The organism is Neisseria maigaei, assembly GCF_958267405.1.
Classification (GTDB): domain Bacteria; phylum Pseudomonadota; class Gammaproteobacteria; order Burkholderiales; family Neisseriaceae; genus Neisseria; species Neisseria bergeri.
The window spans coordinates 1-26543 of record NZ_CATQFT010000038.1 but is presented as its reverse complement, the minus strand read 5'-3'; the positions used below and the strand labels follow the sequence as shown (position 1 = coordinate 26543).

Sequence of the window (26543 nt, the reverse complement as noted above, 5' to 3'; positions counted from 1 at the left end):
TGATAGGTTTAAATAAATGAATGCAGCTCAAATAGATGAGATTCGATTGGAAGTAAATAACAGATTAAATCAGTCTTCTAAATTAAAATTTGCTCAGTTTATGACGCCCTCTATCATTGCTGATTTTATGGCAGGACTTTTTACGCCTAGTCAAAGTAAAATTTCCCGTTTATTAGATTGTGGTGCTGGTATCGGTTCATTAGCTTTAGCAGTAGATAGAAAAAAGATTGGTATTAGTCATACTGATTTTTGGGAAATTGACCCAGTTATGGCTCATGAATTGGAAAAAAATGTCCGTTTTGCTTCATTCACTAGTGATATTCATATTTCTGACTTTATTGAAGACGCTGTTAATAATATACATCGATATCGATATACTCATGCAATTCTGAATCCACCTTATAAAAAATTAAACAGTCGGTCAAAACATCGAAAATTACTTAATAGTATTGGACTTGAGACCGTTAATTTATATAGTGCATTTTTAGGGCTAACCATTCTTCAAATGCAATATTTAGGGCAAATTGTCGCTATTATCCCTCGTTCTTTTTGTAATGGTGCTTATTATAAAAATTTTAGGAAATTTATTTTGCAGCATTGCGCAATCGAACATATTCATATTTTTGAAAGCCGAAAAAAAGTTTTTCACGATGACTGCGTTTTACAAGAAAACATTATTATTAAATTGATAAAAGGAAAAAAACAAGAATCTGTTGTTGTATCCTCTTGTAAAGATAGTGAATTTAATGGATATTCTTCTAATATTTTTCCATTTTCTCAAATTGTAACAGAGGGAGACTCTGAAAATTTTATCCGAATTCCTAACCAAAGTTCAATTAATATTCCACGTGCTTTTAAATATAATTTAACTGATATTGGTTTACAAGCCAGCACCGGTCCAATTGTCGATTTCAGAATAAAATCTCTACTGGAGCAGAATATCAACAATGAAAATATTCCTTTGTTCTATCCACATCATTTTTCAAAAGACGGTCTTATTCACCCAAGACAGCATAAAAAACCTAATGCGATAAAATACACAAAAGATTCTGAAAAATATCTACTGCCTAATGACGGTTGGTATGTAATAGTAAAACGATTTTCTGCGAAAGAAGAAAATAAAAGAATCAATGCTTTTATAATCAATCCTGAAAAGATTCAGCATTCTTTTATTGGGTTAGAAAATCATTTAAATTTTTTTCATATAAACAAACATGGATTTGATGAATTTTTAGCAAAAGGATTAATCTGTTTTTTAAATTCAACTTGGCTAGATAAATATTTCAGAGAGTTTTCTGGCCATACTCAAATCAATATAACTGATTTAAAAAATTTACCTTACCCATCTTTGGATATTTTAAGAAGTTGGGGTAAAAAATATCATTCCGATATGTCTTCCGAAGAAATAAACACTTTTATACAGCAATATGTTTGAAAAATCATCTCACTCTAAAATTGACCAAGCTCTCCAGATATTAGAGCTCTTAAACATGCCTAGAGCACAACAGAATGAACGGACTGCTTTATGCTTATTATGCCTAGCAGGCATAACACCTGATTCTGATTGGGAAAGGGCATTTAATCCATTAGTTGGTATTACACCAATTATGCAGTGGTGCCTGACCCATTATGGCAAAGAATACGCCCCCAATACACGAGAAACATTCAGGCGACAATCTATGCACCAATTCGTTGAAGCAGGTATCTGTTTATATAATCCTGATGAACCCACACGCGCAGTTAACAGCCCCAAAGCAGTATATCAATTGGAATCAAATTTTTTAGCTGTTTTAAAAACTTTTGGCACCTCCAATTTCGAAAGCGAGTTACAAAAATATCTTGAAACACGTCCATCTTTAGTACAAAAGTATGCACTCGAGCGTGCAATGGTACAAATCCCATTAAAACTACCAAATGAACAAACCTTTATGCTATCCGCAGGAAAGCACTCCCAATTAATCAAAGATATTATTGAAATTTTTGGTGCACAATTTGTACCAAACGGCTTATTAGTTTACGTTGGCGATACAGGAAGTAAACATGGCTTCCTTGATACAAAAACTTTTTCTAAATTAGGAATATCCTTAGATAATCATGGTAAATTACCAGATGTTGTTATTTACGATGACACAAGAAATTGGTTGGTTTGCATAGAATCTGTTACTAGTCACGGTCCAGTTGATTCAAAAAGATATTTTGAATTGAAAACATTATTTTCCCAATCTTCAGCCGGATTAGTTTTCATCTCAGCTTTTCCCGACAAAAAAACCTATACACGTTTTAGCAACGAAATTGCTTGGGAAACAGATGTATGGATTGCAGATAACCCCAGCCATATGATTCACTTTAATGGAACACGTTTTTTGGGTCCTTATGACCAATAACATTAATATAATTATTTTATCCATGAAGATTACGCCATGCTAACCATCTACAACACCCTTACCCGTCAAAAAGAACCCTTCGCCCCCATCGACCCTAAAAACGTGCGTATGTACGTTTGCGGTATGACCGTTTATGACTATTGCCACTTGGGCCATGCCCGCGTGATGGTTGTGTTTGACATGATTGCCCGCTGGTTGCGCGAGTGTGGCTATCCGCTCACTTATGTGCGCAATATCACCGACATCGACGACAAAATCATTGCCCGTGCGGCTGAAAACGGCGAGACCATCGGCGAACTGACCGCGCGTTTCATTCAAGCTATGCACGAAGATGCCGATGCTTTGGGTGTGTTGCGTCCCGACATCGAGCCGAAGGCGACGGAAAACATCCCGCAAATGATTGCCATGATTGAGACCCTGATTCAAAACGGCAAGGCTTATCCTGCCGCCAATGGCGACGTTTACTACGCCGTGCGCGAGTTTGCCGCTTACGGACAACTGTCGGGCAAATCGTTGGACGACCTGCGCGCAGGTGAGCGTGTGGAAGTGGACGGTTTCAAACGCGATCCGCTTGATTTTGTGTTGTGGAAAGCCGCCAAAGCAGGCGAACCGGCATGGGAAAGCCCGTGGGGAAACGGTCGTCCGGGCTGGCACATCGAATGCTCTGCCATGAGTGAAAACCTGTTCGGCGACACCTTCGACATCCACGGCGGCGGCGCAGATTTGCAATTCCCGCACCACGAAAACGAAATCGCCCAAAGCGTCGGTGCGACAGGGCATACCTGCGGCCATGACCACGCGCAAACCCACCACGGGCAAAGTATCGCCAGCCACGTCAAATACTGGCTGCATAACGGCTTCATCCGTGTGGACGGCGAAAAAATGTCCAAATCGTTGGGCAACTTCTTTACCATCCGCGAAGTGTTGAAACAATACGACCCCGAAGTCGTGCGTTTCTTCATCCTGCGCGCCCACTACCGCAGCCCGCTGAATTACTCCGACGCGCATTTGGACGACGCGAAAGGCGCGTTGACCCGTCTATACACCACCTTGAAAAACACGCCGGCCGCCGCGTTTGATTTGTCTGAAAACGCCAACGACTACACCCGCCACTTCTATGCCGCCATGAACGACGATTTTGGCACGGTCGAAGCCGTCGCCGTGTTGTTCGAACTGGCAGGCGAAGTGAACAAAACCAACGATGCACACCTCGCCGGCTGCCTGAAAGCCTTGGGCGGCATCATCGGCCTGCTGCAACGCGATCCGATTGAGTTCCTGCAAGGCGGGGCGGTTTCAGACGGCCTCTCCAACGAAGAAATCGAAGACTTAATCGCACGGCGCAAACAAGCGCGCGCGGATAAAAACTGGGCAGAGTCCGACCGCATCCGCGACCTTCTGAACGAACACAAAATCATTCTGGAAGACAACGCCGGCGGTACGACTTGGCGGCGCGGTTGAACTGTATCGGAAAGGGCAAAAGTACCGCCTTTTGCCCTTTTTCCGTTTTCAGACGGCATTTCCCGCTTGAAGCACCGCCGTTTTCAGCAGGCAGGGCCGAATGGGAAATGCCGGGCGGCGCACCGGGTGCCGCTTTGTGTATGGGAACATTGTGAGAACTTATTTTTATTATGCTTAAAATCATTTCCGCCAACGTCAACGGCATCCGCTCCGCCTACAAAAAGGGATTTTACGAATACATCGCCGCATCGGGCGCGGACATTGTCTGCGTGCAGGAACTCAAAGCGCAGGAGGCTGATTTGTCTGCCGATATGAAAAATCCGCACGGGATGCACGGCTATTGGCATTGCGCCGAGAAGCGCGGTTACAGCGGTGTGGCGGTGTACAGCAAACGCAAACCCGACAACGTGCAAATCGGCATGGGCATTGAAAAATTCGACCGCGAAGGGCGGTTTGTGCGTTGCGATTTCGGCAGGTTGAGCGTCATTTCGCTTTATTTGCCCAGCGGCAGCAGCGCGGAAGAACGCCAGCAGGTGAAATACCGTTTCCTCGATGCGTTTTACCCTATGCTCGAAGCGATGAAAAACGAAGGACGCGACATTGTCGTCTGCGGCGACTGGAACATCGCCCACCAAAACATCGACCTGAAAAACTGGAAGGGCAATCAGAAAAATTCGGGCTTCCTGCCCGAAGAGCGCGAGTGGATAGGCAAGGTCATCCATACGCTGGGCTGGACGGATATGTGGCGCACGCTCTATCCCGACAATCCGGGCTACACTTGGTGGAGCAACCGCGGACAGGCGTATGCGAAAGATGTCGGGTGGCGCATCGATTATCAGATGGTTACGCCCGAACTTGCCGCCAAAGCCGTGTCCGCACACGTTTATAAAGACGAAAAATTTTCCGACCACGCGCCGCTGGTCGTGGAGTATGACTATGCTGCCGAATAAAGTTTTGGGTAAATATGATTGGAATGTGGACGGAAAAACGGGAATAGGCGCGGCGTGGGTCGTGGCGGCATTTGTGCTGCCTATGTCGGTGTGGGCGATATTTATGCTGGCGCGGATGCAGGGCTGGCTTGCGCCGACCAAGGCAAACCCGATATGGGCGTTGGTGTGGCTGCTGATTTGCCTGCCCTGCCTGATGATTGCGTCCAAATGTTTGGGTTGGAAAGGCTGGCGGCGGGTGGTGAATATTTTTGCCTGCCTGACCGTGTGCGCCATATTGAGCGTACCCGCTTCGCTGCTCATCGCCTTTACCCTCCGGGACCTGCTGAAATAGGTGGGGCGGTATGCAGGGTTTTGAACTCGAAGATTTGACGCTTTGGCTGATACGCGATGCCGGAGAGGATCAGATGTGGATAGACCGTTGGGCGGTCAGTTATCCCGTCGTGCAGATGTCCGAAGCATCGGCCGGTCAAAGCATAGGGGAATGGCAGGCAGGGCTTCAGACGGCATTCGAACGGATACAGGGCAGGCATATCGCCGTTGTCGCACACGGAGCGGGCGCGGCCGCATTTTTGGCGTGGCTGTATCGGGCAGACATCCTGACCCGGAAGAAAATCGCCAACATCATCCTTGTGCCGCAGCATCCCGATATTTTCTCCGACGATGCGGAGCACACTTTCCAACGCGTCCGCTGTCCTTGCCGTGCCGCATTGGTGGTGTCCGAACACGGCGGCGTGCCGCACGGTTGGGCGCAAAAACAGGCGGATTTGTGGAACGCCCGCCTTTTGCTGTCCCCTCATTCGGGCAGCTTGAACGGTATGCTCGGCGGCTGGCAGTGGGGTATGAAGCTGATGCAGGAAATGTTGCTGGCGTGAACGCTTGCCTTATCGGAATTTCGACCATAGCCGGAAGTCCGCATATCGGGCATTTCGGCGGCTGGGGTTGCAAGGAAAATGCCGTCTGAAACAGGATTCAGACGGCATTTCCATTCAAACAGGGCTTACAGGCTGCCCAACACGATACGCAATACGCGGCGCAACGGTTCGGCCGCGCCCCACAAGAGCTGGTCGCCGACGGTGAACGCGCTGATGTATTCGCCGCCCATGCCCAGTTTGCGGATGCGTCCGACAGGGATGGACAGCGTGCCGGTAACTTTGGCAGGAGTCAGCTCGTGGATGCTGGCTTCTTTTTCGTTGGGGATGACTTTCACCCAGTCGTTTGCACCTGCCAAGATGGATTCGATTTCGGAAACGGGCAGGTCTTTTTTCAACTTCAGAGTGATGGCTTGGCTGTGGCAGCGCATAGAGCCGATGCGCACGCACAAGCCGTCGATTACGGTCGGATTGCCGCTGCGACCGAGGATTTTGTTGGTTTCCACGCCGCCTTTCCATTCTTCTTTGGACTGGCCGTTGCCCAAGTCCACGTCAATCCACGGAATCAGGCTGCCGGCGAGCGGTACGCCGAAGTTGGCTTTCGGATAGTCTTCGCTGCGCAGGAAATCGGACACTTTGCGGTCGATGTCGAGAATCGCGCTGGAAGGATCGGCAAGCTCGTCCGCCACTTTGGCATGAATCGCGCCCATGCCGCTGATGAGTTCGCGCATGTTTTTCGCGCCCGCGCCGGAAGCGGCTTGATAGGTCATGCTGGTCGCCCATTCGACCAAATCATTTTGGAACAGGCCGCCCAAAGCCATCAGCATCAGGGAAACGGTGCAGTTGCCGCCAATGTAGTTTTTCACGCCGTTTTTGAGACCGTTGTCGATGACATCGCGGTTGACAGGGTCGAGGACGATAATCGCGTCGTCTTTCATGCGCAGTGAGGACGCCGCGTCAATCCAGTAGCCGTTCCAGCCGCTGTCGCGCAGGGGTTGGAATACGGATTTGGTGTAATCGCCGCCTTGGCAGGTGACAATGATGTCCATTTTCGCCAGCTCGGCAACGTCGTTCGCATCCAATAATGTTTTAGCCGCCTGACCGAAATCAGGTGCCGCGCCGCCGACGTTGGAAGTGGTAAAGAAGAATGCTTCGGGAATGTGGGCGAAGTCGTTTTCTTCTTGCATACGCTGCATCAAAACCGAACCGACCATGCCGCGCCAGCCGACGAAACCTACTTTCATGTGTTGCTCCTTGAGGAAAATCGTTAACAAAATTATGTATTGCGTAAAGGAAGCGTTTTAACGCCGTATTGGGAAAATGTAAAGTTCTTTATCGAATTTTCTTTTTGGGATTGGCGTTTGCAGCAGCAGGGCGGTAGAATGCCATCTGTTTAAGAACGATTATCAGGAACGGATATGGAAGAAAAAAACGATTACACCGACGCGGTATCCGACAACCGCAACGGGCAGGAAATTGAAGTCGGAATTGCCGGCGCAGGCGACCGGATACTTGCCGCGCTGCTGAACCAATTGTTTACCTTTTTGATTCTGCTGATTCCGTTTGTCGGACTGATTGCCTTTGCCGTCAAGAATGAAGGCAGGATTGTCGGTAGTGAGGAAATATTCGGGCTGCTTTTGGGCATGACTTCCTTTTGGGTAGGACTGGCGGGCATTTTGGTTTATACCGTCGTTCAAATCTACTATATGAGTCGGGACGGGCAGTCATTGGGTAAGAAAATCATGAGAATCCGCGTGTTGAAAACCGACGGACGTAATCCCGGTTTTGTCGGTACGGTTTTGGTACGCGAAATCGCATGGTCGGTTTTGGTTGCCATTATTGCCGCCGTTATCGGTCTTGCAGTAGGTGACAACGGGGAAAACGCCATCAACCTGCTGGCATTCCTTGCCAACTTTGTCCTGCTCTTTATGGTCAAACGCGACCGCCGCACGCTTTACGACATACTGGCGGATACGGTTGTCGTCAAGCTGCCCAAATAAACGGACACGGCAAAATGCCGTCTGAAAGCCTTTCAGACGGCATTTTTATCTTCAGAACCGCTCAAGCATCGTGCAGCGAAGCCGCGTGCAGGGTGTTTTCCATCAATGTGGCAATCGTCATCGGACCCACGCCGCCGGGAACGGGCGTAATCATCGCCGCCCGTTCTTTTGCCGTTTCAAATTCCACGTCGCCGCACAGGCTGCCGTCGTCCAAACGGTTGATGCCCACATCGATAACGACCGCGCCGGGTTTGATCCATTCGCCTTTGACAAAGTTCGGAATGCCCACGCCGACCACCAAAATATCGGCGGCGGCAACTTCATCGGCAAGATTTTTGGTCGCACTGTGGCAGACCGTTACCGTTGCGCGCGCCAGCAGCAGTTCCAAAGCCTGCGGGCGGCCGACGATATTCGACGCACCGACCACGACCGCTTTTTTCCCCTTCGGATCAATGCCGTAAACCTCCAAAAGCGTCATCACGCCCTTGGGCGTACACGGGCGCATCAGCGGCATTTTGACCGCCAGCCTGCCGACATTGTAAGGATGGAAGCCGTCCACGTCCTTATCCGGCGAAATACGTTCCAAAACCGCCTGGTTGTCGAGGTGCTTCGGCAGTGGAAGCTGAACAAGAATACCGTCTACTTCGGAATCGGCATTCAGGCGGTCGACCAGTGCCAACAGTTCTTCCTGCGATGTTGATTCGGGCAGTTCGTAAGACAGTGATTTGATGCCGCATTTTTGGCAGGCGGTTTTCTTGTTGCGGACATAAACCGCGCTGGCAGGGTCGCCTCCGACCAAAACCACGGCCAGGCAAGGCGTGTGCAGATTGTCCTGTTGGCGTTGCGCCACCGCTTCGGCAACCGCCTGCAGGCGTTTTTGCGAAACTTCTTTACCGTTGATCAGTTGTGCCGACATATCCGTCCTTTTGTTTAAACAGGTAGAAAATGCTGAAAATTATCGCATTTTCCGTTTGTTTTTACAGCAGGATGCCGAAAATAAATTTCCTCTGAAATAAAATACGGCTGTTTGGACGGATTAAATATTTTTTCAAATCAAAAAACTATATTTTTCATCTTGGTGTTTTGAAAATAAATGTTGACGCATTTTTCCCTGAGCTGTATAGTTCGCTTCTTCAAGTCGGGGCGTAGCGCAGCCCGGTTAGCGCATCTGCTTTGGGAGCAGAGGGTCGTGAGTTCGAATCCCACCGCCCCGACCAATCAATCAGCACGAATCGGCATGAGCGCCCGTAGCTCAACCGGATAGAGCACCGACCTTCTAAGTCGGGGGTTACAGGTTCGATTCCTGTCGGGCGTGCCAAGAATTTGATTGAAAACCGTTTTTATGGTGGCTGTAGCTCAGTTGGTAGAAGCCCCGGATTGTGATTCCGGTTGTCGTGGGTTCGAGCCCCATCAGCCACCCCAGATAAAGGCCCGTACTTTTCGGTACGGGTCTTTTTCCGTTTGCGCGTACTGTCCGCACCGTCGTACCGGTGCGGCGGTATGCCGTCTGAAAGCTGGGCCGGTCATACGGAAACCGCTTCAGACGGCATTTGCGCCTTCGGCTTTGCCTTTCGTATATGCTTCTGTATCATGTAGGTTTTTCTGTCTTTTATGGTTTCTGTCGGAGGCTTTGATGGTTGGCCATTGGTCTGTCCCTGATTTTGAATCGAAAATCTGTCCGCCCGAGGCGTTGGCGGCGCGTTTGGCGTTGTTGCCGCGCCCGCTGGTGTTTACCAACGGTTGTTTCGACATCCTTCATCGCGGTCATGTTACTTATCTGGCGCAGGCGCGTTCGATGGGGGGCGCGTTGGTGCTGGCGTTGAATACCGATGCTTCGGTGCGGCGTTTGGGCAAGGGCGGCGACCGCCCGATTAATCCTTTGGAGAACCGTGCTGCCGTTGCCGCCGCGTTGGAAAGTGTGGATTTGGTAACGTGGTTTGACGAGGATACGCCGGCGGCGTTGATCGAGGCGGTCAAACCTGAGATTTTGGTCAAGGGCGGCGATTGGGCCGTGGATAAGATTGTCGGAGCAGTGGAAACGTTGGCGCGCGGCGGCAAGGTGTTTTCAATTCCGTTTCTGCACCAGACTTCGACGACGAAGACTTTGGCAAAAATCCGTGCGGCAGAGGGTGGAAAATGACGGTTTTGAAGCCTTCGCACTGGCGGGTGTTGGCGGAGCTTGCCGACGGTTTGCCGCAACACGTCTCGCAACTGGCGCGTGTGGCGGACATGAAGCCGCAGCAGCTCAACGGTTTTTGGCAGCAGATGCCGGCGCACATACGCGGGCTGTTACGCCAACACGACGGCTATTGGCGGCTGGTGCGCCCTTTGGCGGTTTTCGATGCCGAAGGTTTGCGCGCGTTGGGGGAAAGGTCGGGTTTTCAGACGGCATTGAAACACGAGTGCGCGTCCAGCAATGACGAGATACTGGAATTGGTGCGGATTGCGCCGGACAAGGCGCACAAAACCGTATGCGTGACCCACCTGCAAAGTAAGGGCAGGGGGCGGCAGGGGCGGAAGTGGTCGCACCGTTTGGGCGAGTGCCTGATGTTCAGTTTCGGCTGGGTGTTTGACCGGCCGCAGTATGAATTGGGTTCGCTGTCGCCTGCTGCGGCAGTGGCGTGTCGGCGCGCTTTGGGGCGTTTGGGTTTGGAAACGCAAATCAAGTGGCCAAACGATTTGGTCGTCGGACGCGACAAATTGGGCGGTATTCTGATTGAAACGGTCAGGATGGGCGGTAAAACGGTTGCCGTGGTCGGTATCGGCATCAATTTCGTGCTGCCCAAGGAAGTGGAAAACGCCGCGTCGGTGCAATCGCTGTTTCAGACGGCATCGCGGCGGGGCAATGCCGATGCCGCCGTGTTGCTGGAAACATTGCTTGCGGAACTTGATGCGGTGTTGTTGCAATATGCGTGGGATGGATTTGCGCCTTTTGTGGCGGAATATCAGGCTGCCAACCGCGACCACGGTAAGGCAGTTTTGCTTTTGCGCGACGGCGAAACCGTGTGCGAAGGCACGGTTAAAGGTGTGGACGGACAAGGCGTTCTGCACTTGGAAACGGCAGAGGGCGAACAGACGGTCGTCAGTGGCGAAATCAGCCTGCGGCCCGACGACAGGCCGGTTTCCGTGTCGAAGCGGCGGGATTCGGAACGTTTTCTGCTGTTGGATGGCGGCAACAGCCAGCTCAAGTGGGCATGGGTGGAAAACGGCATATTTACAGCAGTCAGCCGTGCACCGTACCGTGATTTGTCCCGTTTGGGCGCGGAGTGGGCGGAAAGGGCGGATGACCGCGTCCGTATTGTCGGTTGCGCCGTGTGCGGGGAATCAAAAAAGGCACAGGTTCAGGAACAGCTCGCAAGTACAATCGAGTGGCTGCCGTCTTCCGCACAGGCTTTGGGCATACGCAACCACTACCGCCACCCCGAAGAACACGGTTCCGACCGCTGGTTCAACGCCTTGGGCAGCCGCCGCTTCAGCCGCAACGCCTGCGTCGTCGTCAGTTGCGGCACGGCGGTAACGGTTGACGCGCTCACCGATGACGGACATTATCTCGGGGGAACCATCATGCCCGGCTTCCACCTGATGAAAGAATCGCTCGCCGTCCGAACCGCCAACCTCAACCGGCCCGCCGGTAAGCGTTATCCTTTCCCAACCACCACAAGCAACGCCATCGCAAGCGGTATGATGGATGCGGTTTGCGGTTCGGTTATGATGATGCACTGCCGTCTGAAAGAAAAAAACGGCGCGGACAAGCCTGTCGATGTCATCATTACCGGCGGCGGCGCGGCGAAAGTTGCCGAAGCCCTGCCGCCTGCATTTTCGGCGGAAAATACCGTGCGCGTGGCGGACAACCTCGTCATCCACGGGCTGCTGAACCTGATTGCCGCCGAAGGCGGGGAATCGGAACACGCTTAGAAAATATGCCCTTTTTCAACACGGGGCGGCATCCGTCCGAATCCATCCGGATTCTGCCGCCCGACAGACTGCCGCCCGGGCGGGCGGGGTTTCAAACATTGAGGAAATTCTGATGAAATGGCTCTTCACCCTTTTGGCGGTACTCAATATTGCCGTATTCGGCGGCACGGTGGGTTATAAATTGGCCGTTAAAGTGGCGGGCGGCGTGCCGGAAAACCGGGCCGCCGAAAACACGCCCCCCGCAACGCCCCCCACCGGCAATGCGGCGGCATCCGGGGAGGATACGGCCGCACTGCTCAAACCGGGCGACATCCTGACCGAAGAACAGGCGGAACAGTTGCGCCTGCAAAAAGAAGCGGAACAGAAAAAACTGAAGGAGAAAAAACAGCGCGAGGAAAAAGCCCGCCGCGAAAAACTCGCCGCCGAAAAGGCGCAGGCGGAACGTGAAAACAGTACGGCGGATACCTCATGCGCCGCGCAGGCAAGCCTCACGATGGACGAAGACGACTACCACCGCATCAAAGGGCTTTTGGGCAAATGGTCGCACGTTGCCAGCAGGAGCGTTGAAAAACGTACCGCCAAAGCCAAACCTACCGACAAAACCTATCGCGTCGTCCTGCCCGTTTCCGCCGATGCCGAAAATCAGGCGGCGGAGCTGTCTGCCAAAGGTTTCAACCCCATACCGTTTGACGGCGCATTGAGTTTGGGTGTCGGCAACAGCCGGGAAAACGCCCAAGCCCTGCAAAACCGGCTTGCCGGCGCAGGATTTGGTGGGGCGCATATTGTTGAACGCGCTGCGGAAACCGGCCGGCAGGACGATTCTTTGAGCGTGTCGCGTATGACGGTTTTGTTTACCGGCGTGAATGCCGCCGATGCGGACGAAATCCGTAAAATCACGTCCCCATACGGCAAACTGAGCCTCAAGTCTTGCAAATAGGCGCGAAAGCCGGACAATAAATGCCAAACCCACCGCGAAGGTGGGTTTGGCATTTCGGTTTTGAGTATCTGATATATAAAAAGGGAATGTATGTCTCGTATATGCCGACTCCAAGTGTGAAAGTGATGATGGGGAAATATGGTGTTTAATGGTTCGGAATTGACGACTTCCGAGTGGTTTTGATTATACGCTAATAATAATAATTATCAATAAAAAATTAAAAATAAATGCGGATTTTTTGTAATACAATGAAAAATAAACAAATTAACCTATACGCCGATGTTTGTGATTCGGGTCGGCAAACTTTCATTGTGCCGGACAAATCGGGGTCGGCAGGCATAGCTGAGGGCTTCGTGCCTGACGGAAATAAGGTTGCCTGTGTTTGAACATCCGTCCGATTTGGCGCGGACAGGGTTGTCATTCGGGGATGTAAAAGCGGTGAAACCGTTGCGGATGAAGGCTTACGGACGGCTTTAGGTATTTTTAAATGTATTCAAACAACAACAAAACGCTTCTTCTGTTGTTGTACTTGGGGCTTGCGCGGCAGCCTGCACACCGTGGAGGCCGGGTGTTTCTTTGGTTGCGGCATCGGGGTGGGCGGCAAGGTTTTCCGGCTGGTTTCCCTGTTCCTCACGACAAAGCCGTGTGCCGGGGAATGGCGGTTTGTCCGTTTCAGGCTGCCGCCGTTTTGAGCCGCGATGCCGTCTGAACCGTTCAGACGGCATTTCGCTACCCTTTCCAATATTCCGCCGAATGCCAAAACGGCTGTCCGACTGTCGGCGTACTCGCTTGCGCTTTGGTGCGCGCTTCGACCGGTTCGGCTTCAAATGCCAGCCGTCCGGATTCGACGGCGAGTGCGAAGGCGCGCGCCATATTGACCGGATCGCCGCTGCGGGAAACGGCGGTATTCAGCAATACGCCGTCAAAACCCCATTCCATCACTTGCGCCGCCTGTGAGGGCAAACCCAAGCCCGCATCGATAATCAGCGGCGTGTCGGGCAGGCGTTCGCGCAGGACTTTTAGCGCATAAGCATGAACCGCGCCCAAACCCGTGCCGATGGGGGCCGCCCACGGCATCAACGCCTGACAGCCCGCATCGAGCAGGCGGCGGCAGGCAATCAGGTCTTCGGTGCAATAAGGCAGCACTTTGAAGCCGTCTTTAATCAGGATTTCCGCCGCTTCGACAAGCTGGAACACGTCAGGCTGCAAGGTGTCGTCGTCGCCGATGAGTTCGAGCTTGATCCAATCGGTTTCAAACACTTCGCGCGCCATCTGCGCCGTCGTAACCGCTTCCTGCACGCTTTGGCAGCCGGCGGTGTTGGGCAGCACGGGCACGCCGGTTTCTTGAAGCAGCGACCAAAATCCCTGCCCGTGCGCCTCACCGCCGCTTCCCGCGCGGCGCAGCGAGACGGTAATCATCGCGGGTTGGGCGATACGGACGGATTGTTTGAGGATTTCGGGTGTCGGGTAGGCGGCCGTGCCGAGCAGCAGCCGCGAAGGGAAAGTTTCGCCGTACAGGGTGAGCATAATGGGTTCCTTGATATGGTTGTCGGGCGCGATGCCGTCTGAAAGCCGGAGGCGTGCCTTTGGGGGTTCAGACGGCATTCAGCCGCCGACGACGGGGCGGACGATGTCGATTTTGTCGCTTTCGTTTAAAACCGTTTCCGCATACGCGCCTTTGGGGACGAAAACGGTGTTGACCGCCACGGCAAAAGGCTGTTGCGGCGCGGTTTGGGCGATGAGGTCGGCAACGGTCGTGCAGTGAAGTTCGGCGGGTTCGCCGTTTAAGATGATGTTCATGGTTTCTCGATATTTCGGTGTTTATAGAGGTTTTTAGACGACCTTTGTAAATGTTGGGTTGCAAGCGAACCTGCAACATTTGTGTCCATTAATATTTTTATGTTCAATTATTTATTATTTTTCTATTTCAATCCCATTAATATAGGCAAATTTAATCATAGTATCTCCAACAAATTCACATATGTCTAATGAAATGCTTTCCTTTGGTAATTCATTCAAAGAATTATAAAAACCAATATACTTTTTTCTTAATTTGTCTTTTTTGATTATTTTATTAAAATACTGCTGCGCCTTAGCTTTTCCGCTAAAATAATAGATGTAATACAATAAATTATAGTCATTCATATCCTCATTTATAATTTTTTTAATATTGGTTTCTGTGTCCTCAAAATCGTCAAATAACGGTATTATATGCTCCCTTATGAGTTTGCTAACATCCTCTACCGTATATTTATAGCTTGCTCCTGCTAACTGCCACCAAGTCCAAGGTTTTCTATTTATCAAACTCCCTAACTCTCCGCCATATATAAAACCATTATTGATATTTGCCTTTTTCATATCTTTTGAGTAAATGGCGATATGTGGAATAAATTGCACGCTACATTGATAATTGTGCCTATCAGCCTGAAAATAGATTTCAAATGTAATATCCCTATTTTTAGATACTCTCTTTAATTTCTGCCCTTTAGAAATTATCTTAAAATCAGGAAATTTACTTGCTATTTCTTGCCATGCTTTTTCACATAACTCTCTTGGTTTCATTGTTATCAAATTGCTCCTTATGTATCTTTTTAAAATTTTAAAATATGATAAAAATGAATAAAATAAAAAATAAATTCCTCTGTAAATATATTATCTGGTACGTCTGGTTTTAGACTTTATTATTTTCAGACGACCTCATTCATTATTCATCCCACAAAGTCTGAAACGCTTTAACCACCGCTTCGGGATTTGCCGCTTCGGTTACAGCGCGGACGGCGGCGAGTGAGGAAACGCCGGTGGCGAGTACGGCTCGGGCGTTGTTCAAGTCGATACCGCCGATGGCGACGACGGGCGTGCCGCCTGCCTGTTTGACGTATTCGCGCAGTTTGTCCAAGCCTTGCGGGGCGGTGGGCATTTGCTTGGTCGTGGTCGGGAAAATCGCGCCGCTGGCGACGTAGCTGGGGTGTACGGACAGGGCGCGGTTGAGTTCGGCGACGGAGTGCGTACTCAAACCCAAGCGCAAACCGGCGGCGGCGATGGTGGCAAGGTCGGCGGTGTCCATGTCTTCTTGTCCGAGATGCACGCCGTATGCGCCCGCTTCGATCGCTTCACGCCAGTGGTCGTTGATGAAAAGCTGCGTGCGGCTGCCACGGCAGGCGGCGACGCAGCGGGCGATTTCGCGTTTCAATTCATCGCCGTGCAGGGTTTTGCAGCGCAGTTGCACCGTGTCGGCACCTGCTTTGACCATGCGCTCCACCCAATCGGCGGTGGGAACGACGGCGTAGAATTTGAGTGGGGATTTCAAGGGGGGGAAGGTCATGGGGTTCCTTTCAGACGGCATTTTTATGTTTCGGTTTGTCGGGCGTGAATGCCCGACCTACGATTGTTTTAATGCCGATGGCAGTCAGATTCCGATATACGCCAAACCGCTTTCTTCATCACGTTCGGGTGCGTCTTTTCCGTCAAACAGGGCAACCGCCAATCTGACGGCGGCGGCGGTTACGGCGGGGGAAATCATAAAGCCGTGGCGGAAAAGGCCGTTGATTTCAATCAGGTGTTGGGCGCGGCTGTAGCGGATTTCGGGGTTGTGGTGGTTGAGCGTGGGGCGCAGGCCGGTAGCGATTTCGAGGATGTCGGCTTCACCGAAGGCAGGATGGACGGCATAAAGCGCGGATAAAAGTTCCAGCCCGGAACGCACGCTGGCAGGGGCTTGGCTTTCGCTTTCGATTTGGGTCGCACCGATGACGAAGACGTGGTTTTCTTTCGGAGCGATGTAGAGCGGATAACGCGGGTGCAGCAGGCGCACGGGGCGGTTGAGCGTGATTTCGGGCGTATAAACCCGCGCCACTTCGCCGCGTATGCCGCGCAGGGTGCTGGTGTGCTCGGGGGCTTGGTTCCAAGCGGTTTTTGAGCCGTAGCCGCGACAGTCGATCAGCCAGTCGTATTGGGCTTGCAGGTCTTCGGGGGCGCATTCGTGTTCCCAATGGCAGGGGACGTTCAGTTCGTCCAAAGCGTCGGCAAGTGCAGACAATATTTGCCGCCCGTCGAGCTGGCCTTCGGTCGGCAGGTAGATGCCGTCTGAAAAACGTCCGCCGAGTTGCGGTTCGCGTTCGGCGATGTTGTCGGCGCGCCAACGGACGATTTCGTCATCTGCCACGCCGCCGCGTTTGAGATGGCGGACGAACTCGCTGGATAATGGCTTGTCCTGCCCGTGCCACACAATCAGGCTGCCGTTTTCCTGCATCATCGTGTGCGTGTTCAGACGGCATCGGATGCCGCGCCAAAGCGGGATACTCTGCCTGCCCAGTTTGATGACTTCGGGCGTTGCCTCGACCGCTTCTGCCGCAGGTGCGAGCATGGCGGCGGCAACATAGGCGGCAGCGTGTTCGCCTTGGCGGGTGCCTTTGTCGAAAAGTGCAATCTGATAACCTTGTTCTGCAAGTTGCAGTGCGGTCAGCCTTCCCGAGAGGCCGCCGCCGAGGATGGCGATACGGGTCATGACGGGTTCCTTTGTATGTCGGATAATTTTTTAAACGGTAGGCGTACCGATATGGTGGCAATGGCGGTAGCAATCATTACGGGCGCGGTCAGGCCGATGCTGCTTTCCCAGCCTGCCGACAGCAGGGAGCGGTAGAGGATAAAGCCGGTCAGCCATAAGGCCAGTCCGACAACATCAAAGCCTTTTACTTCCTCCCGTCGTTTTAAGACGAAGAAGTCGGCAATCAAAACTGCCGCCATCGGCGCAAATACCGAGCCGATAAGCAGCAGGAAGTTTTCATATTCGGTAACGGGCAGGAGGACGGCAAGCAGTGTGCCGACAACGGCGACGGCAATGGCGACGGGTGTTTCCGCAAGTTTGGCGGAAATATTGTTGGCACTTACGCCGGCGGAGTACGCATCGAGAAAAGTGGTGGTAACGGTCGACAGGACGACTGCCAGAATGCCCGTTATGCCCAAGCCCGCGCCCAACAGGATTTTTGCCACATCGGTTTCTCCGGTGAACAACGCCGCTGCCAAACCCAAGGCATACATCCAGCAGCCCGTCAGCGTATAGGCGAGCGTTGCCGTCAGGGTTGCCGCAAACGGGCGGCGTGCTTGGTGTGTGTAGTCGGCGGCCAGCGGCAGCCAGGAAAGCGGCATGACGGCGGACAGTTCGACTGCCGTTCCGAAACTCATGCCGTCTGAAACCTGTGCGGCGGTGCTGCCTGCCGTGGAAAAGACTTCGGCACTCAGCCACAGAACCGCCAACAGCATCAGCACCATCGAACCGGTTTTCAGCCAGCCTGTTTTGCGTGCGCCGAAAACCAGCCACAAGACAATCAGCGCGCCGTTGGCAAAAGCCCACCAGGAAAACGATCCGTTTTGCCAGAGCATTTTGCCCAGTGCGGAACTTGCCGCCGCACCCGAATAAATCATGACGGTCGTCCAGCCGACCAGTTGCAGCACGTTCGCCGCCGAAAATAAGACGGAACCGCCTGTGCCGAACGACAGGCGTATGCTTTCCATCGCGCTTTTTTGCATGAATGCGCCGATATATGCCGCCGCGAAAAACAATATGCCGCCGATGGCATGGCCGAGCAGCAGTGCCGCTAAACCGCGTTGCCAGCCCAAGGGGGCGAGCAGTGTGCCCGTGCTGATTTCGGCAATTGATACCGCCGCGCCGAACCAAATCAGCCCGATGGCGGCGGAAGATGAAGGAGAGGAGGCATTGCCCGACATATCAAGTCCTTAAAAAACATGAAAACGGGGCGGGGAAGTGCGGAAAAGGGAACGGAAGCCCGAAAGGGCGGGGAGGTTTTGTTTCCTACGCAGGCATTACCCCGACAGGTTCTACGGATTTTGCTTTCGCAATCTCAGCCGCCCGGCGATGGGCGGCACTCCGACAAGAAGGCTTTAAGTTTACACAAAGCAACGTGCGTTGGCAAAATTCTTAACATTTTCGGCGGCACGGCGCATTTCCATAACAAATGCCGTATAATCAAGCCCCTGATTTTTTATGCGCCGACACTATGCATCCGACCTATTCCGCCGTACAGGCACGGCTGCTCGAAGCCAACCGCCTTTCCCCCGAACTGCTCGCCAAAAGTCTGTGCATCATCGGCGCGCACCACGTCGATTATGCCGACATCTACTGCCAGCGCACCGCTTATGAAAGCTGGCATTTGGAAGAGGGCATCGTCAAATCGGGCAGCTTCCAAATCGATCAGGGCGTGGGCGTGCGCGCCGTTTCGGGCGATAAAACTGCTTTTGCCTACGCCGACAGCCTGTGTATCGATTCGATCAACCGTTCCGCCCGCGCCGTCCGCGCGATTGGGGCGGCAGGCGGCAAGGTGTCCGCCAAAATGCCGTCTGAAACGCGCGGCAAGCCGGTTTGTTCCGCGTCCGACCCCATTGCCGGCCTCGATTCCGCCGCCAAAGTCGCGCTGTTGAACAAAGTGGAAGCAATCGCCAAAGCCGCCGATCCGCGTATCGTGCAAGTGATGGCGGGGCTGACCTGCGAATACGACATGGTGTACATCGCCCGTTTGGACGGTAAACACGCTGCCGACATCCGCCCGATGGTGCGTCTGAACGTTACCGTTATCGCCAAACAGGGCGAACGCCGCGAACAGGGCAGCGCGGGCGGCGGCGGACGCTACGATTTGGCTTATTTCGATGAAAACTTGGTGCGGCAGTTTGTCGATGCCGCCGTCAAACAGGCACTCACCAACCTCGAATCCCGCCCCGCGCCCGCCGGAGAAATGACCGTCGTTTTGGGCAACGGCTGGCCGGGCGTGTTGTTGCACGAAGCGGTCGGACATGGTTTGGAAGGCGATTTCAACCGCAAAGAAACCAGCGTTTTCTCCGGCCGAATTGGCGAGTGCGTGGCTGCCAAAGGCGTTACCGTTGTGGATCAAGGCGATATTGCCGACAGACGCGGTTCGCTCAATATCGACGATGAAGGCAACGAAACACGCCGCACCGTATTGATTGAAGACGGCATCTTGGTCGGCTATATGCAGGACGAAACCAACGCCCGCCTGACGGGTACGCAATCGACCGGCAACGGTCGCCGAGAAAGCTACGCCTCCGTTCCTATGCCGCGCATGACCAATACCTTTATGGAAAACGGCGGCTATGAGCCGGAAGAAATTATCGCGTCCATTGACAAGGGCATTTACGCCGTCAACTTCGGCGGCGGACAGGTGGACATTACCAGCGGCAAATTTGTCTTCAGCGCATCCGAAGCGTGGTGGGTCGAAGGCGGCAAACTGCAATATCCTGTCAAAGGTGCGACCATTATTGGCAACGGCCCCGAAGTGCTGAAACACGTTTCGATGATAGGCAACGATACCGCGTTGGACAGCGGTGTCGGCGTGTGCGGCAAAGAAGGGCAGAGCGTCCCTGTCGGCGTGGGGCAGCCGACTTTGCGGATTGATGCCGGACTGACCGTCGGCGGCAGCGCAATCTGACGCGGAATCCGGCACGATGCCGTCTGAAGGCTTCAGACGGCATCGCCTTATTCTTTTTTCCGATGTTTGATATTCCTAAGCATTCTTTAACATTATCTTACAAGTTCATTAAAATACCGCCTTTCGTTAAGCTGATTTCTGATTCTGATGAACTGGCCTTATTTAATCGATGCCGCACCCAAATTCGCCGATGCGGCAAAGCTGACGTTGGAATTGTCCGTTTACGGCGTTGTTTTGTCGTTGCTGTTCGGCCTGCCCGTCGCCGTGGTAACGGCATACCGCATCCGCCCCTTCTACGCATTGGCGCGCGCCTATATCGAGCTGTCGCGCAATACGCCCCTGCTGATTCAATTGTTTTTCCTGTATTACGGCCTGCCGAAAATGGGCATCAAATGGGACGGTTTCACCTGCGGCGTAATCGCGCTGGTTTTTTTGGGCGCAAGCTATATGGCGGAAGCCGTCCGTGCCGGCATCCTCGCCGTGCCTAAAGGGCAGGTCGAAGCGGGTAAGGCCATCGGTTTGAGCCGCTTTCAAGTATTCCGCTATGTCGAATTGCCTCAGGCTTGGGCGGTCGCCGTTCCTGCTATTGGTGCAAACGTATTGTTTTTGATGAAAGAAACATCTATCGTCAGCGCGGTCGGCATTGCAGAATTGTTGTTCGTTACCAAAGACATCATCGGCATGGACTATAAAACCAACGAGGCATTGTTCCTGCTGTTTGCTAGCTACCTGATCATCCTTCTGCCCGTTTCGCTTCTGGCGCGCTGGGCAGAAAACCGCGTACGGAGTGCAAAATATGGTGTTTGACTGGCTGTTTGAAGGACAAAACGCGGCGCGCTTGGGCGAAGGCCTGCTGCTGACGGCGCAGATTTCCCTAGCCTCCGTTGCCGCCTCCTGCGTATTGGGCACGCTGTTCGGCTTAGTTTTACGTTCGCGCAACCGGCTCATCCGTTTTGTCGGACGGTTTTATCTCGAAACCATCCGAATCGTGCCGATTTTAGTGTGGCTGTTCGGCCTGTATTTCGGCCTATCCGTCTGGACAAGCATCCACATCGACGGATTTTGGGTCTGCGTCTGGGTATTTACCATGTGGGGCATCGCCGAAATGGGCGATTTGGTCCGCGGCGCATTGGAATCGATTGAAAAACACCAGGTCGAATCAGGCCTGGCACTCGGCTTGAGTCGCGGGCAGGTATTCCGCTACATCGAGCTGCCGCAAAGCATCCGCCGCGTATTGCCCGGTGCTGTCAATCTGTTTACGCGCATGATCAAAACCAGCTCGCTCGCCTCGCTTATCGGCGTCATCGAAGTCGTCAAAGTCGGCCAGCAAATCATCGAAAACTCTTTGCTGACGCAGCCCAATGCTTCATTTTGGGTTTACGGCCTGATTTTTATGCTGTATTTCTTCTGTTGCTGGCCGCTGTCGCTACTGGCGGCAAAACTTGAACAAAAATGGGAACACTGACATGGCTTTACTGAGCATCCGCAACCTGCACAAACAATACGGCAACGTAACCGCCATCCAATCCTTAGACTTGGACTTGGAAAAAGGCGAAGTCATCGTACTGCTGGGCCCGTCCGGCTGCGGCAAATCCACCCTCCTGCGCTGCGTTAACGGTTTGGAGCCGCACCAAGGCGGCAGCATCGTGATGGATGGTGTCGGCGAATTCGGCAAAGACGTTTCCTGGCAAACCGCCCGGCAAAAAGTCGGTATGGTCTTTCAAAGCTACGAACTGTTTGCCCACATGACCGTCATCGAAAACATCCTCTTAGGCCCGTTGAAAGTACAAAACTGCAACCGTGCCGAAGCAGAGGCACAAGCCGACAAACTGTTGGAACGCGTCGGCCTGCTCGACCGCAAAAACGCCTATCCGCGCGAACTCTCCGGCGGACAGAAACAACGCATCGCCATTGTCCGCGCCCTGTGCCTGAATCCGGAAGTCATCCTGCTGGACGAAATCACCGCCGCACTCGACCCCGAAATGGTGCGCGAGGTCTTGGAAGTGGTTTTAGAACTCGCCCGCGAAGGCATGAGCATGCTCATCGTAACCCATGAAATGGGGTTTGCCCGCAAAGTTGCCGACCGCATCGTCTTCATGGACAAAGGCGGCATCGTCGAATCGACCGACCCCGAAACCTTCTTCTCCGCCCCCAAAAGCGAACGCGCCCGCCAATTCTTGGCAGGCATGGACTACTGATTTTATTTTCAGGCCGTCCGAACCCTTTTTCAGACGGCCTCCACTTTCAACCAAACATTTGAAAAGGAAACACTCATGCAATTGAATGCCAAATTCAAAGCCCTCCTCGCCTCCGCCGCCATCGCCATCGGCCTGACTGCTTGCGGAGGCGGCTCCGGCGATGCCCAATCTTCACAAAGCAGCGGCGCGGCAACCGTTGCCGCCATCAAAGAAAAAGGCGTCATCCGTATCGGCGTATTCGGCGACAAACCTCCGTTCGGCTATGTTGACGCCAATGGCAAAAACCAAGGCTTTGACGTTGAAATCGCCAAAGACCTGGCCAAAGACCTGCTCGGCAGCCCCGACAAAGTCGAATTCGTCCTGACCGAGGCCGCAAACCGCGTCGAATACGTCCGTTCCGGCAAAGTCGACCTCATCCTCGCCAACTTCACCCAAACCCCCGAACGCGCCGAAGCCGTTGATTTCGCCGATCCCTATATGAAAGTGGCGTTGGGCGTGGTTTCCCCCAAAGGCAAACCGATTACCGACATCGCGCAACTGAAAGACCAAACCCTGCTGGTCAACAAAGGCACGACCGCCGACGCCTTCTTCACCAAAAGCCATCCCGAAGTCAAGCTGTTGAAATTCGACCAAAACACCGAAACCTTCGACGCGCTGAAAGACGGCCGCGGCGTAGCACTCGCGCACGACAACGCCCTGCTGTGGGCGTGGGCGAAAGAAAACCCGGATTTTGAAGTCGCCATCGGCAACCTCGGCCCCGCCGAATTTATCGCCCCCGCCGTTCAAAAAGGCAACGCCGACCTCCTGAATTGGGTCAACGGCGAAATCGCCGCCATGAAAAAAGACGGCCGTCTGAAAGCCGCCTATGAAAAAACCCTCTTGCCCGTGTATGGCGAGAAAGTCAAACCGGAAGAATTGTTGGCGGAATAAGTTTGTTTGACAAGAAAATCCGTATCCGCATTTGAAGGCGGGTGCGGATTTTTTTCAGCCGCCGAAAATATTGCAAATTCAAAGGAAAAATCAACTATATCATTGTTTTATTTATTTATTTATTTATTTATTTATTTTATCATTCTTGCGTGTACGGAAATCAAGTTCGTCCGTTTTTGCCTGTTTTTGAATTTCGGGAAACTTCCAAATCGTCATTCCAGATAAAACGCTTCAGCCTTATGTTTCCGGATGACCGTTTTTGTGGGAATGACGGCGGAGCGTTTCTGTTATTCGGATAAATTCCTACGGTATTGAAACGGCGATAAGGTGTTTTTCTTTATTATATAATTTCAATGCAAAATGATATTTTTTGAATCAGCGTGCCGCAAAGCCGGAAAAAATGTTCGAGCCGCATCGGCGGCAGACGGGATAAAAAATGACGTTTGACGAATGGTTGGGCTTGTCAAAACTGCCTAAAATTGAAGCAAGAATGCTGTTGCAATATGTTTCGGAATATACGCGCGTGCAGTTGTTGACGCGGGGCGGGGAAGAAATGCCGGACGAAGTCCGACAGCGGGCGGACAGGCTGGCGCAACGCCGTCTGAACGGCGAGCCGGTTGCCTATTTGTTGGGCTGGCGCGAGTTTTACGGACGGCGTTTCGCCGTTAACCCGAACGTGCTGATTCCGCGCCCCGAAACCGAACATTTGGTCGAAGCCGTATTGGCGCGCCTGCCCGAAAACGGGCGCGTGTGGGATTTGGGGACGGGCAGCGGCGCGGTTGCCGTAACCGTCGCGCTCGAACGCCCCGATGCGTTTGTGCGCGCATCCGACATCAGCCCGCCCGCCCTTGAAACGGCGCGGAAAAATGCGGCGGATTTGGGCGCGCGGGTCGAATTTGCACACGGTTCGTGGTTCGACACCGATATGCCGTCTGAAGGGAAATGGGACATCATCGTGTCCAACCCGCCCTATATCGAAAACGGCGATAAACATTTGTCGCAAGGCGATTTGCGGTTTGAGCCGCAAATCGCGCTGACCGACTTTTCAGACGGCCTAAGCTGCATCCGTACCTTGGCTCAAGGCGCGCCCGACCGTTTGGCGGAAGGTGGTTTTTTGTTGTTGGAACACGGTTTCGATCAGGGCGCGGCGGTGCGCGGCGTGTTGGCGGAGAATGGTTTTTCAGGAGTGGAAACCCTGCCGGATTTGGCGGGTTTGGACAGGGTTACGCTGGGGAAGTATATGAAGCATTTGAAATAATTGTTTGCAAAATTGGCGGGTTTCCCGTTATTGGGTTATGATGTGTTTCGATATGTAAACATTTATAGGTTTGGAGCGATAAACAATGAATGCAGTCGTAGTTGCCGTAATCGTTATGCTGGTGCTGTCGCTGTCGCGCGTGCACGTGGTATTGAGCCTGACGGTCGGCGCGTTTGTCGGCGGCGCGGTGGCGGGTATGCCGCTGCAAAACATTGCCGATGCGGCGGGTCAGGTCAGTCAGGCGGGGATTATCCCCGTGTTCAACAAAGGTTTGGAAGGCGGTGCGAAGATTGCGCTTTCTTATGCGATGCTCGGCGCGTTTGCAATGGCGATTACCCATTCCGGCCTGCCGCAGCAGCTTGCCGGCGCGGTCGTCCGCAAGCTGAACCGGGGCGGTATGCCCGACAGCGTGCGTTCGGGCGAGGGCGCGGTCAAATGGCTGCTGCTTTCCATCATCCTTGTGATGGGCATTATGAGTCAGAACATCATCCCCATCCACATTGCCTTTATCCCGATGATTGTTCCGCCGCTGCTTTTGGTGTTCAACCGCCTGAAAATCGACCGCCGCCTGATTGCGTGCGTCATCACTTTCGGGCTGGTTACGACTTATATGTTCCTGCCTTACGGCTTCGGCGCGATTTTTTTGAACGAAATCCTGTTGGGCAACATCCATTCCGCCGCGCCGCAGCTTGATGTGAAAAACATCAACGTGATGGCGGCAATGGCGATTCCCGCGTTGGGAATGCTGGCCGGACTCCTGCTGGCGTTTGTCCATTACCGCAAACCGCGCCTGTACCAAAGCAACAATGCCGATACGGCGGGCAACGCCGATGCGGCAAACCGTCCGCAGCCGTCCGCCTACCGCAGCCTGGCCGCCGCCGCCGCCATTGCCGTATGCTTTGCCATCCAGTTGATGTATGAAGACTCGCTGGTGTTGGGCGCGATGCTCGGTTTCGCCGTATTTATGATGTTGGGGGTCATCAACCGCGACAAGGCAAACGACGTATTCGGCGAAGGCATCAAGATGATGGCGATGGTCGGCTTCATTATGATTGCCGCGCAGGGTTTTGCCGCCGTGATGAATGCGACCGGGCATATCCAGCCGCTGGTGGAAAGCAGTATGGCGATATTCGGCAACAGCAAAGGTATGGCGGCATTGGCGATGCTGGTGGTGGGACTTTTGGTAACGATGGGCATCGGTTCGTCCTTTTCCACTTTGCCGATTATTGCCGCGATTTATGTGCCTTTGTGTGTCGGTTTGGGCTTTTCGCCGCTTGCCACCGTCGCCATTGTCGGCACGGCGGGGGCGTTGGGCGATGCCGGTTCGCCTGCGTCCGATTCCACGCTGGGTCCGACGATGGGGCTGAACGCCGACGGGCAGCACGACCACATCCGCGATTCCGTTATCCCGACCTTCATCCACTACAACATCCCGCTGCTGATTGCCGGCTGGATTGCCGCGATGGTGCTGTAAATGGACGCGGTTCAAGAGTTGGAACACCGCATCACAGAGCTGGAAATCCAATCTGCGCTTCAGGAGGACGTAATCGCCGGCCTGAACGCGATGGTGGCGGAATTGCGGCAGACGTTGGATTTGCAGCAGGCTCAGTTGAGGCTGCTGTATCAAAAAATGCAGGACAGGAATCCCGACGCGCAAGAGCCGTATTCCCTGCGCGACGAAATCCCGCCGCATTATTGATGTGCCGCCGTATCCGGATTTCCTTAAAAAAGGCTGTGTTTGAATATTCCGCCGATGCAAACCTAAGATATATAGTGGATTAACAAAAATCAGGACAAGGCGATGAAGCCGCAGACAGTACAAATAGTACGGAACCGATTCACTTGGTGCTTCAGCACCTTAGAGAATCGTTCTCTTTGAGCTAAGGCGAGGCAACGCTGTACTGGTTTTTGTTAATCCACTATAACTTTAATCAGTCGGACAAAATGCCTTTTATCCGATGGAACCGTTTTCCGCCCGAACGGAAATAAGCGGTTTTCCCCTGTAAACAGATAAAACCAACCGGGTATTCATACACAGCCAAAAAAAAGCCGTCCGAACCCAAAGGGGACAGACGGCCAAACACATTACGGGGAAAACGTCTTACTCAATGAGTCTGCGAAACAGACATTGCTAAAACAACTGCAATTATAAGGTAAGTTTATTTTTTTTTTTTTTTTTTTGCAAAGAAA

Annotated in this window: 27 protein-coding genes, 3 tRNA genes and 1 riboswitch; of the genes, 21 read left to right on the top strand and 9 right to left on the bottom strand. The window is 52.8% G+C overall.

Features of this window, described 5'->3' with window-relative positions:
• Nucleotides 1-16 precede the first annotated feature (16 nt).
• The 6 genes from Q3O06_RS06625 to Q3O06_RS06600 all read left to right on the top strand — a co-directional run bounded on the left by Q3O06_RS06625 (nucleotide 17) and on the right by Q3O06_RS06600 (nucleotide 5664).
• The gene (locus Q3O06_RS06625) at nucleotides 17-1435 is read left to right on the top strand and encodes an Eco57I restriction-modification methylase domain-containing protein (protein ID WP_118792996.1); all 1419 of its coding nucleotides are present in this window, start codon (nucleotides 17-19) and stop codon (nucleotides 1433-1435) included.
• On the top strand, nucleotides 1428-2384 hold the full coding sequence (locus Q3O06_RS06620) for a BsuBI/PstI family type II restriction endonuclease (protein WP_301818181.1): 957 nt from the start codon (nucleotides 1428-1430) through the stop codon (nucleotides 2382-2384). The genes Q3O06_RS06625 and Q3O06_RS06620 overlap by 8 nt, the downstream gene beginning before the upstream one ends.
• A 36-nt stretch (nucleotides 2385-2420) precedes the next feature.
• Nucleotides 2421-3842 (top strand): cysteine--tRNA ligase, encoded by a 1422-nt coding sequence (gene cysS, locus Q3O06_RS06615; RefSeq protein ID WP_301818180.1) that lies wholly within the window; start codon nucleotides 2421-2423, stop codon nucleotides 3840-3842.
• A 170-nt stretch (nucleotides 3843-4012) separates the two neighbouring features.
• A complete protein-coding gene (locus tag Q3O06_RS06610) occupies nucleotides 4013-4792 on the top strand; it encodes an exodeoxyribonuclease III (RefSeq protein ID WP_301818179.1) in 780 nt (259 codons plus the stop codon).
• Nucleotides 4779-5123, top strand: coding sequence for a hypothetical protein (locus Q3O06_RS06605; RefSeq protein ID WP_219220832.1), 345 nt, complete (start codon nucleotides 4779-4781; stop codon nucleotides 5121-5123). The genes Q3O06_RS06610 and Q3O06_RS06605 overlap by 14 nt, the downstream gene beginning before the upstream one ends.
• Nucleotides 5124-5133: 10 nt before the next feature.
• Nucleotides 5134-5664, top strand: coding sequence for an alpha/beta hydrolase (locus Q3O06_RS06600; protein WP_301818178.1), 531 nt, complete (start codon nucleotides 5134-5136; stop codon nucleotides 5662-5664).
• 125 nt (nucleotides 5665-5789) lie between these two features.
• Here Q3O06_RS06600 and asd read toward each other — a convergent pair whose 3' ends face one another.
• Nucleotides 5790-6905: an aspartate-semialdehyde dehydrogenase gene (gene asd, locus Q3O06_RS06595; protein ID WP_301818177.1), complete on the bottom strand. Its 1116-nt coding sequence runs from the start codon at nucleotides 6903-6905 to the stop codon at nucleotides 5790-5792.
• A 174-nt stretch (nucleotides 6906-7079) separates the two neighbouring features.
• On the opposite strand from asd, the gene Q3O06_RS06590 reads away from it, so the two are divergent.
• The gene (locus tag Q3O06_RS06590) at nucleotides 7080-7661 is read left to right on the top strand and encodes an RDD family protein (protein ID WP_301818176.1); all 582 of its coding nucleotides are present in this window, start codon (nucleotides 7080-7082) and stop codon (nucleotides 7659-7661) included.
• Between the two features lie 61 nt (nucleotides 7662-7722).
• On the opposite strand, the gene folD is transcribed toward Q3O06_RS06590, so the two are convergent.
• On the bottom strand, nucleotides 7723-8577 hold the full coding sequence (gene folD / locus Q3O06_RS06585) for a bifunctional methylenetetrahydrofolate dehydrogenase/methenyltetrahydrofolate cyclohydrolase FolD (protein WP_301818175.1): 855 nt from the start codon (nucleotides 8575-8577) through the stop codon (nucleotides 7723-7725).
• Nucleotides 8578-8800: 223 nt separating this feature from the next.
• On the opposite strand from folD, the gene Q3O06_RS06580 reads away from it, so the two are divergent.
• The 6 genes from Q3O06_RS06580 (at nucleotide 8801) to Q3O06_RS06555 (ending at nucleotide 12513) form a co-directional block, all read left to right on the top strand.
• A tRNA-Pro gene (locus Q3O06_RS06580) sits at nucleotides 8801-8878 on the top strand.
• A gap of 24 nt (nucleotides 8879-8902) precedes the next feature.
• Nucleotides 8903-8979: transfer RNA gene (locus tag Q3O06_RS06575), tRNA-Arg, on the top strand.
• A gap of 27 nt (nucleotides 8980-9006) precedes the next feature.
• Nucleotides 9007-9083, top strand: a tRNA-His gene (locus tag Q3O06_RS06570).
• A 211-nt stretch (nucleotides 9084-9294) separates the two neighbouring features.
• Entirely contained in the window at nucleotides 9295-9801 is a 507-nt protein-coding gene (locus Q3O06_RS06565) for an adenylyltransferase/cytidyltransferase family protein (RefSeq protein WP_301818174.1), read from the top strand.
• Nucleotides 9798-11576, top strand: a complete 1779-nt coding sequence (locus Q3O06_RS06560) for a bifunctional biotin--[acetyl-CoA-carboxylase] ligase/type III pantothenate kinase (RefSeq protein WP_301818173.1) — start codon at nucleotides 9798-9800, stop codon at nucleotides 11574-11576. Before Q3O06_RS06565 ends, Q3O06_RS06560 begins: the two co-directional genes overlap by 4 nt.
• A gap of 112 nt (nucleotides 11577-11688) precedes the next feature.
• Nucleotides 11689-12513, top strand: coding sequence for an SPOR domain-containing protein (locus Q3O06_RS06555; protein ID WP_301818172.1), 825 nt, complete (start codon nucleotides 11689-11691; stop codon nucleotides 12511-12513).
• A gap of 473 nt (nucleotides 12514-12986) precedes the next feature.
• On the opposite strand, the gene Q3O06_RS06550 is transcribed toward Q3O06_RS06555, so the two are convergent.
• The 7 genes from Q3O06_RS06550 to cytX form a co-directional block, all read right to left on the bottom strand.
• Nucleotides 12987-13238: a histidinol phosphate phosphatase gene (locus Q3O06_RS06550; protein ID WP_301818171.1), complete on the bottom strand. Its 252-nt coding sequence runs from the start codon at nucleotides 13236-13238 to the stop codon at nucleotides 12987-12989.
• 4 nt (nucleotides 13239-13242) lie between these two features.
• Nucleotides 13243-14040, bottom strand: coding sequence for a thiazole synthase (locus Q3O06_RS06545; protein WP_301818247.1), 798 nt, complete (start codon nucleotides 14038-14040; stop codon nucleotides 13243-13245).
• 78 nt (nucleotides 14041-14118) lie between these two features.
• The gene (gene thiS / locus Q3O06_RS06540; RefSeq protein ID WP_301818170.1) at nucleotides 14119-14313 is read right to left on the bottom strand and encodes a sulfur carrier protein ThiS; all 195 of its coding nucleotides are present in this window, start codon (nucleotides 14311-14313) and stop codon (nucleotides 14119-14121) included.
• 114 nt (nucleotides 14314-14427) lie between these two features.
• On the bottom strand, nucleotides 14428-15075 hold the full coding sequence (locus Q3O06_RS06535) for a DUF4304 domain-containing protein (protein WP_301818246.1): 648 nt from the start codon (nucleotides 15073-15075) through the stop codon (nucleotides 14428-14430).
• Nucleotides 15076-15217: 142 nt separating this feature from the next.
• On the bottom strand, nucleotides 15218-15835 hold the full coding sequence (thiE, locus tag Q3O06_RS06530) for a thiamine phosphate synthase (RefSeq protein ID WP_301818245.1): 618 nt from the start codon (nucleotides 15833-15835) through the stop codon (nucleotides 15218-15220).
• Between the two features lie 84 nt (nucleotides 15836-15919).
• Nucleotides 15920-17014, bottom strand: a complete 1095-nt coding sequence (locus Q3O06_RS06525; RefSeq protein WP_301818169.1) for an FAD-dependent oxidoreductase — start codon at nucleotides 17012-17014, stop codon at nucleotides 15920-15922.
• On the bottom strand, nucleotides 17011-18234 hold the full coding sequence (gene cytX, locus Q3O06_RS06520) for a putative hydroxymethylpyrimidine transporter CytX (protein WP_301818168.1): 1224 nt from the start codon (nucleotides 18232-18234) through the stop codon (nucleotides 17011-17013). Before cytX ends, Q3O06_RS06525 begins: the two co-directional genes overlap by 4 nt.
• Nucleotides 18235-18299: 65 nt before the next feature.
• Nucleotides 18300-18407: riboswitch (TPP riboswitch) on the bottom strand.
• A 75-nt stretch (nucleotides 18408-18482) separates the two neighbouring features.
• Between cytX and tldD the strand changes: the two genes are divergently transcribed.
• The 8 genes from tldD (at nucleotide 18483) to Q3O06_RS06480 (ending at nucleotide 26052) form a co-directional block, all read left to right on the top strand.
• Nucleotides 18483-19967, top strand: a complete 1485-nt coding sequence (gene tldD, locus Q3O06_RS06515; protein WP_301818167.1) for a metalloprotease TldD — start codon at nucleotides 18483-18485, stop codon at nucleotides 19965-19967.
• A gap of 147 nt (nucleotides 19968-20114) precedes the next feature.
• The gene (locus Q3O06_RS06510) at nucleotides 20115-20774 is read left to right on the top strand and encodes an amino acid ABC transporter permease (protein WP_301818166.1); all 660 of its coding nucleotides are present in this window, start codon (nucleotides 20115-20117) and stop codon (nucleotides 20772-20774) included.
• Complete coding sequence (locus Q3O06_RS06505; RefSeq protein WP_301818165.1) at nucleotides 20764-21432, top strand: amino acid ABC transporter permease; 669 nt, start codon at nucleotides 20764-20766, stop codon at nucleotides 21430-21432. Before Q3O06_RS06510 ends, Q3O06_RS06505 begins: the two co-directional genes overlap by 11 nt.
• Nucleotide 21433: 1 nt before the next feature.
• Nucleotides 21434-22165 carry an amino acid ABC transporter ATP-binding protein gene (locus Q3O06_RS06500; protein ID WP_301818164.1) on the top strand — a complete coding sequence of 244 codons (732 nt, stop codon included), beginning with the start codon at nucleotides 21434-21436 and terminating at the stop codon, nucleotides 22163-22165.
• 75 nt (nucleotides 22166-22240) lie between these two features.
• The gene (locus Q3O06_RS06495; RefSeq protein WP_301818163.1) at nucleotides 22241-23095 is read left to right on the top strand and encodes an amino acid ABC transporter substrate-binding protein; all 855 of its coding nucleotides are present in this window, start codon (nucleotides 22241-22243) and stop codon (nucleotides 23093-23095) included.
• 436 nt (nucleotides 23096-23531) lie between these two features.
• A complete protein-coding gene (prmC, locus tag Q3O06_RS06490) occupies nucleotides 23532-24353 on the top strand; it encodes a peptide chain release factor N(5)-glutamine methyltransferase (RefSeq protein WP_118816630.1) in 822 nt (273 codons plus the stop codon).
• Between the two features lie 85 nt (nucleotides 24354-24438).
• A complete protein-coding gene (locus Q3O06_RS06485; protein WP_002218192.1) occupies nucleotides 24439-25827 on the top strand; it encodes a Na+/H+ antiporter family protein in 1389 nt (462 codons plus the stop codon).
• The gene (locus Q3O06_RS06480; RefSeq protein WP_002218191.1) at nucleotides 25828-26052 is read left to right on the top strand and encodes a SlyX family protein; all 225 of its coding nucleotides are present in this window, start codon (nucleotides 25828-25830) and stop codon (nucleotides 26050-26052) included.
• Nucleotides 26053-26543: the final 491 nt, after the last annotated feature.

Coding starts and splice junctions, on each gene's coding strand:
- Q3O06_RS06625 (WP_118792996.1), top strand. CDS start 17: ATGAATGCAGCTCAAATAGATGAGATTCGATTGGAAGTAAATAACAGA.
- Q3O06_RS06620 (WP_301818181.1), top strand. CDS start 1,428: ATGTTTGAAAAATCATCTCACTCTAAAATTGACCAAGCTCTCCAGATA.
- cysS (WP_301818180.1), top strand. CDS start 2,421: ATGCTAACCATCTACAACACCCTTACCCGTCAAAAAGAACCCTTCGCC.
- Q3O06_RS06610 (WP_301818179.1), top strand. CDS start 4,013: ATGCTTAAAATCATTTCCGCCAACGTCAACGGCATCCGCTCCGCCTAC.
- Q3O06_RS06605 (WP_219220832.1), top strand. CDS start 4,779: ATGCTGCCGAATAAAGTTTTGGGTAAATATGATTGGAATGTGGACGGA.
- Q3O06_RS06600 (WP_301818178.1), top strand. CDS start 5,134: ATGCAGGGTTTTGAACTCGAAGATTTGACGCTTTGGCTGATACGCGAT.
- asd (WP_301818177.1), bottom strand. CDS start 6,905: ATGAAAGTAGGTTTCGTCGGCTGGCGCGGCATGGTCGGTTCGGTTTTG.
- Q3O06_RS06590 (WP_301818176.1), top strand. CDS start 7,080: ATGGAAGAAAAAAACGATTACACCGACGCGGTATCCGACAACCGCAAC.
- folD (WP_301818175.1), bottom strand. CDS start 8,577: ATGTCGGCACAACTGATCAACGGTAAAGAAGTTTCGCAAAAACGCCTG.
- Q3O06_RS06565 (WP_301818174.1), top strand. CDS start 9,295: ATGGTTGGCCATTGGTCTGTCCCTGATTTTGAATCGAAAATCTGTCCG.
- Q3O06_RS06560 (WP_301818173.1), top strand. CDS start 9,798: ATGACGGTTTTGAAGCCTTCGCACTGGCGGGTGTTGGCGGAGCTTGCC.
- Q3O06_RS06555 (WP_301818172.1), top strand. CDS start 11,689: ATGAAATGGCTCTTCACCCTTTTGGCGGTACTCAATATTGCCGTATTC.
- Q3O06_RS06550 (WP_301818171.1), bottom strand. CDS start 13,238: ATGCCGTCTGAACGGTTCAGACGGCATCGCGGCTCAAAACGGCGGCAG.
- Q3O06_RS06545 (WP_301818247.1), bottom strand. CDS start 14,040: ATGCTCACCCTGTACGGCGAAACTTTCCCTTCGCGGCTGCTGCTCGGC.
- thiS (WP_301818170.1), bottom strand. CDS start 14,313: ATGAACATCATCTTAAACGGCGAACCCGCCGAACTTCACTGCACGACC.
- Q3O06_RS06535 (WP_301818246.1), bottom strand. CDS start 15,075: ATGAAACCAAGAGAGTTATGTGAAAAAGCATGGCAAGAAATAGCAAGT.
- thiE (WP_301818245.1), bottom strand. CDS start 15,835: ATGACCTTCCCCCCCTTGAAATCCCCACTCAAATTCTACGCCGTCGTT.
- Q3O06_RS06525 (WP_301818169.1), bottom strand. CDS start 17,014: ATGACCCGTATCGCCATCCTCGGCGGCGGCCTCTCGGGAAGGCTGACC.
- cytX (WP_301818168.1), bottom strand. CDS start 18,234: ATGTCGGGCAATGCCTCCTCTCCTTCATCTTCCGCCGCCATCGGGCTG.
- tldD (WP_301818167.1), top strand. CDS start 18,483: ATGCCGTATAATCAAGCCCCTGATTTTTTATGCGCCGACACTATGCAT.
- Q3O06_RS06510 (WP_301818166.1), top strand. CDS start 20,115: ATGAACTGGCCTTATTTAATCGATGCCGCACCCAAATTCGCCGATGCG.
- Q3O06_RS06505 (WP_301818165.1), top strand. CDS start 20,764: ATGGTGTTTGACTGGCTGTTTGAAGGACAAAACGCGGCGCGCTTGGGC.
- Q3O06_RS06500 (WP_301818164.1), top strand. CDS start 21,434: ATGGCTTTACTGAGCATCCGCAACCTGCACAAACAATACGGCAACGTA.
- Q3O06_RS06495 (WP_301818163.1), top strand. CDS start 22,241: ATGCAATTGAATGCCAAATTCAAAGCCCTCCTCGCCTCCGCCGCCATC.
- prmC (WP_118816630.1), top strand. CDS start 23,532: ATGACGTTTGACGAATGGTTGGGCTTGTCAAAACTGCCTAAAATTGAA.
- Q3O06_RS06485 (WP_002218192.1), top strand. CDS start 24,439: ATGAATGCAGTCGTAGTTGCCGTAATCGTTATGCTGGTGCTGTCGCTG.
- Q3O06_RS06480 (WP_002218191.1), top strand. CDS start 25,828: ATGGACGCGGTTCAAGAGTTGGAACACCGCATCACAGAGCTGGAAATC.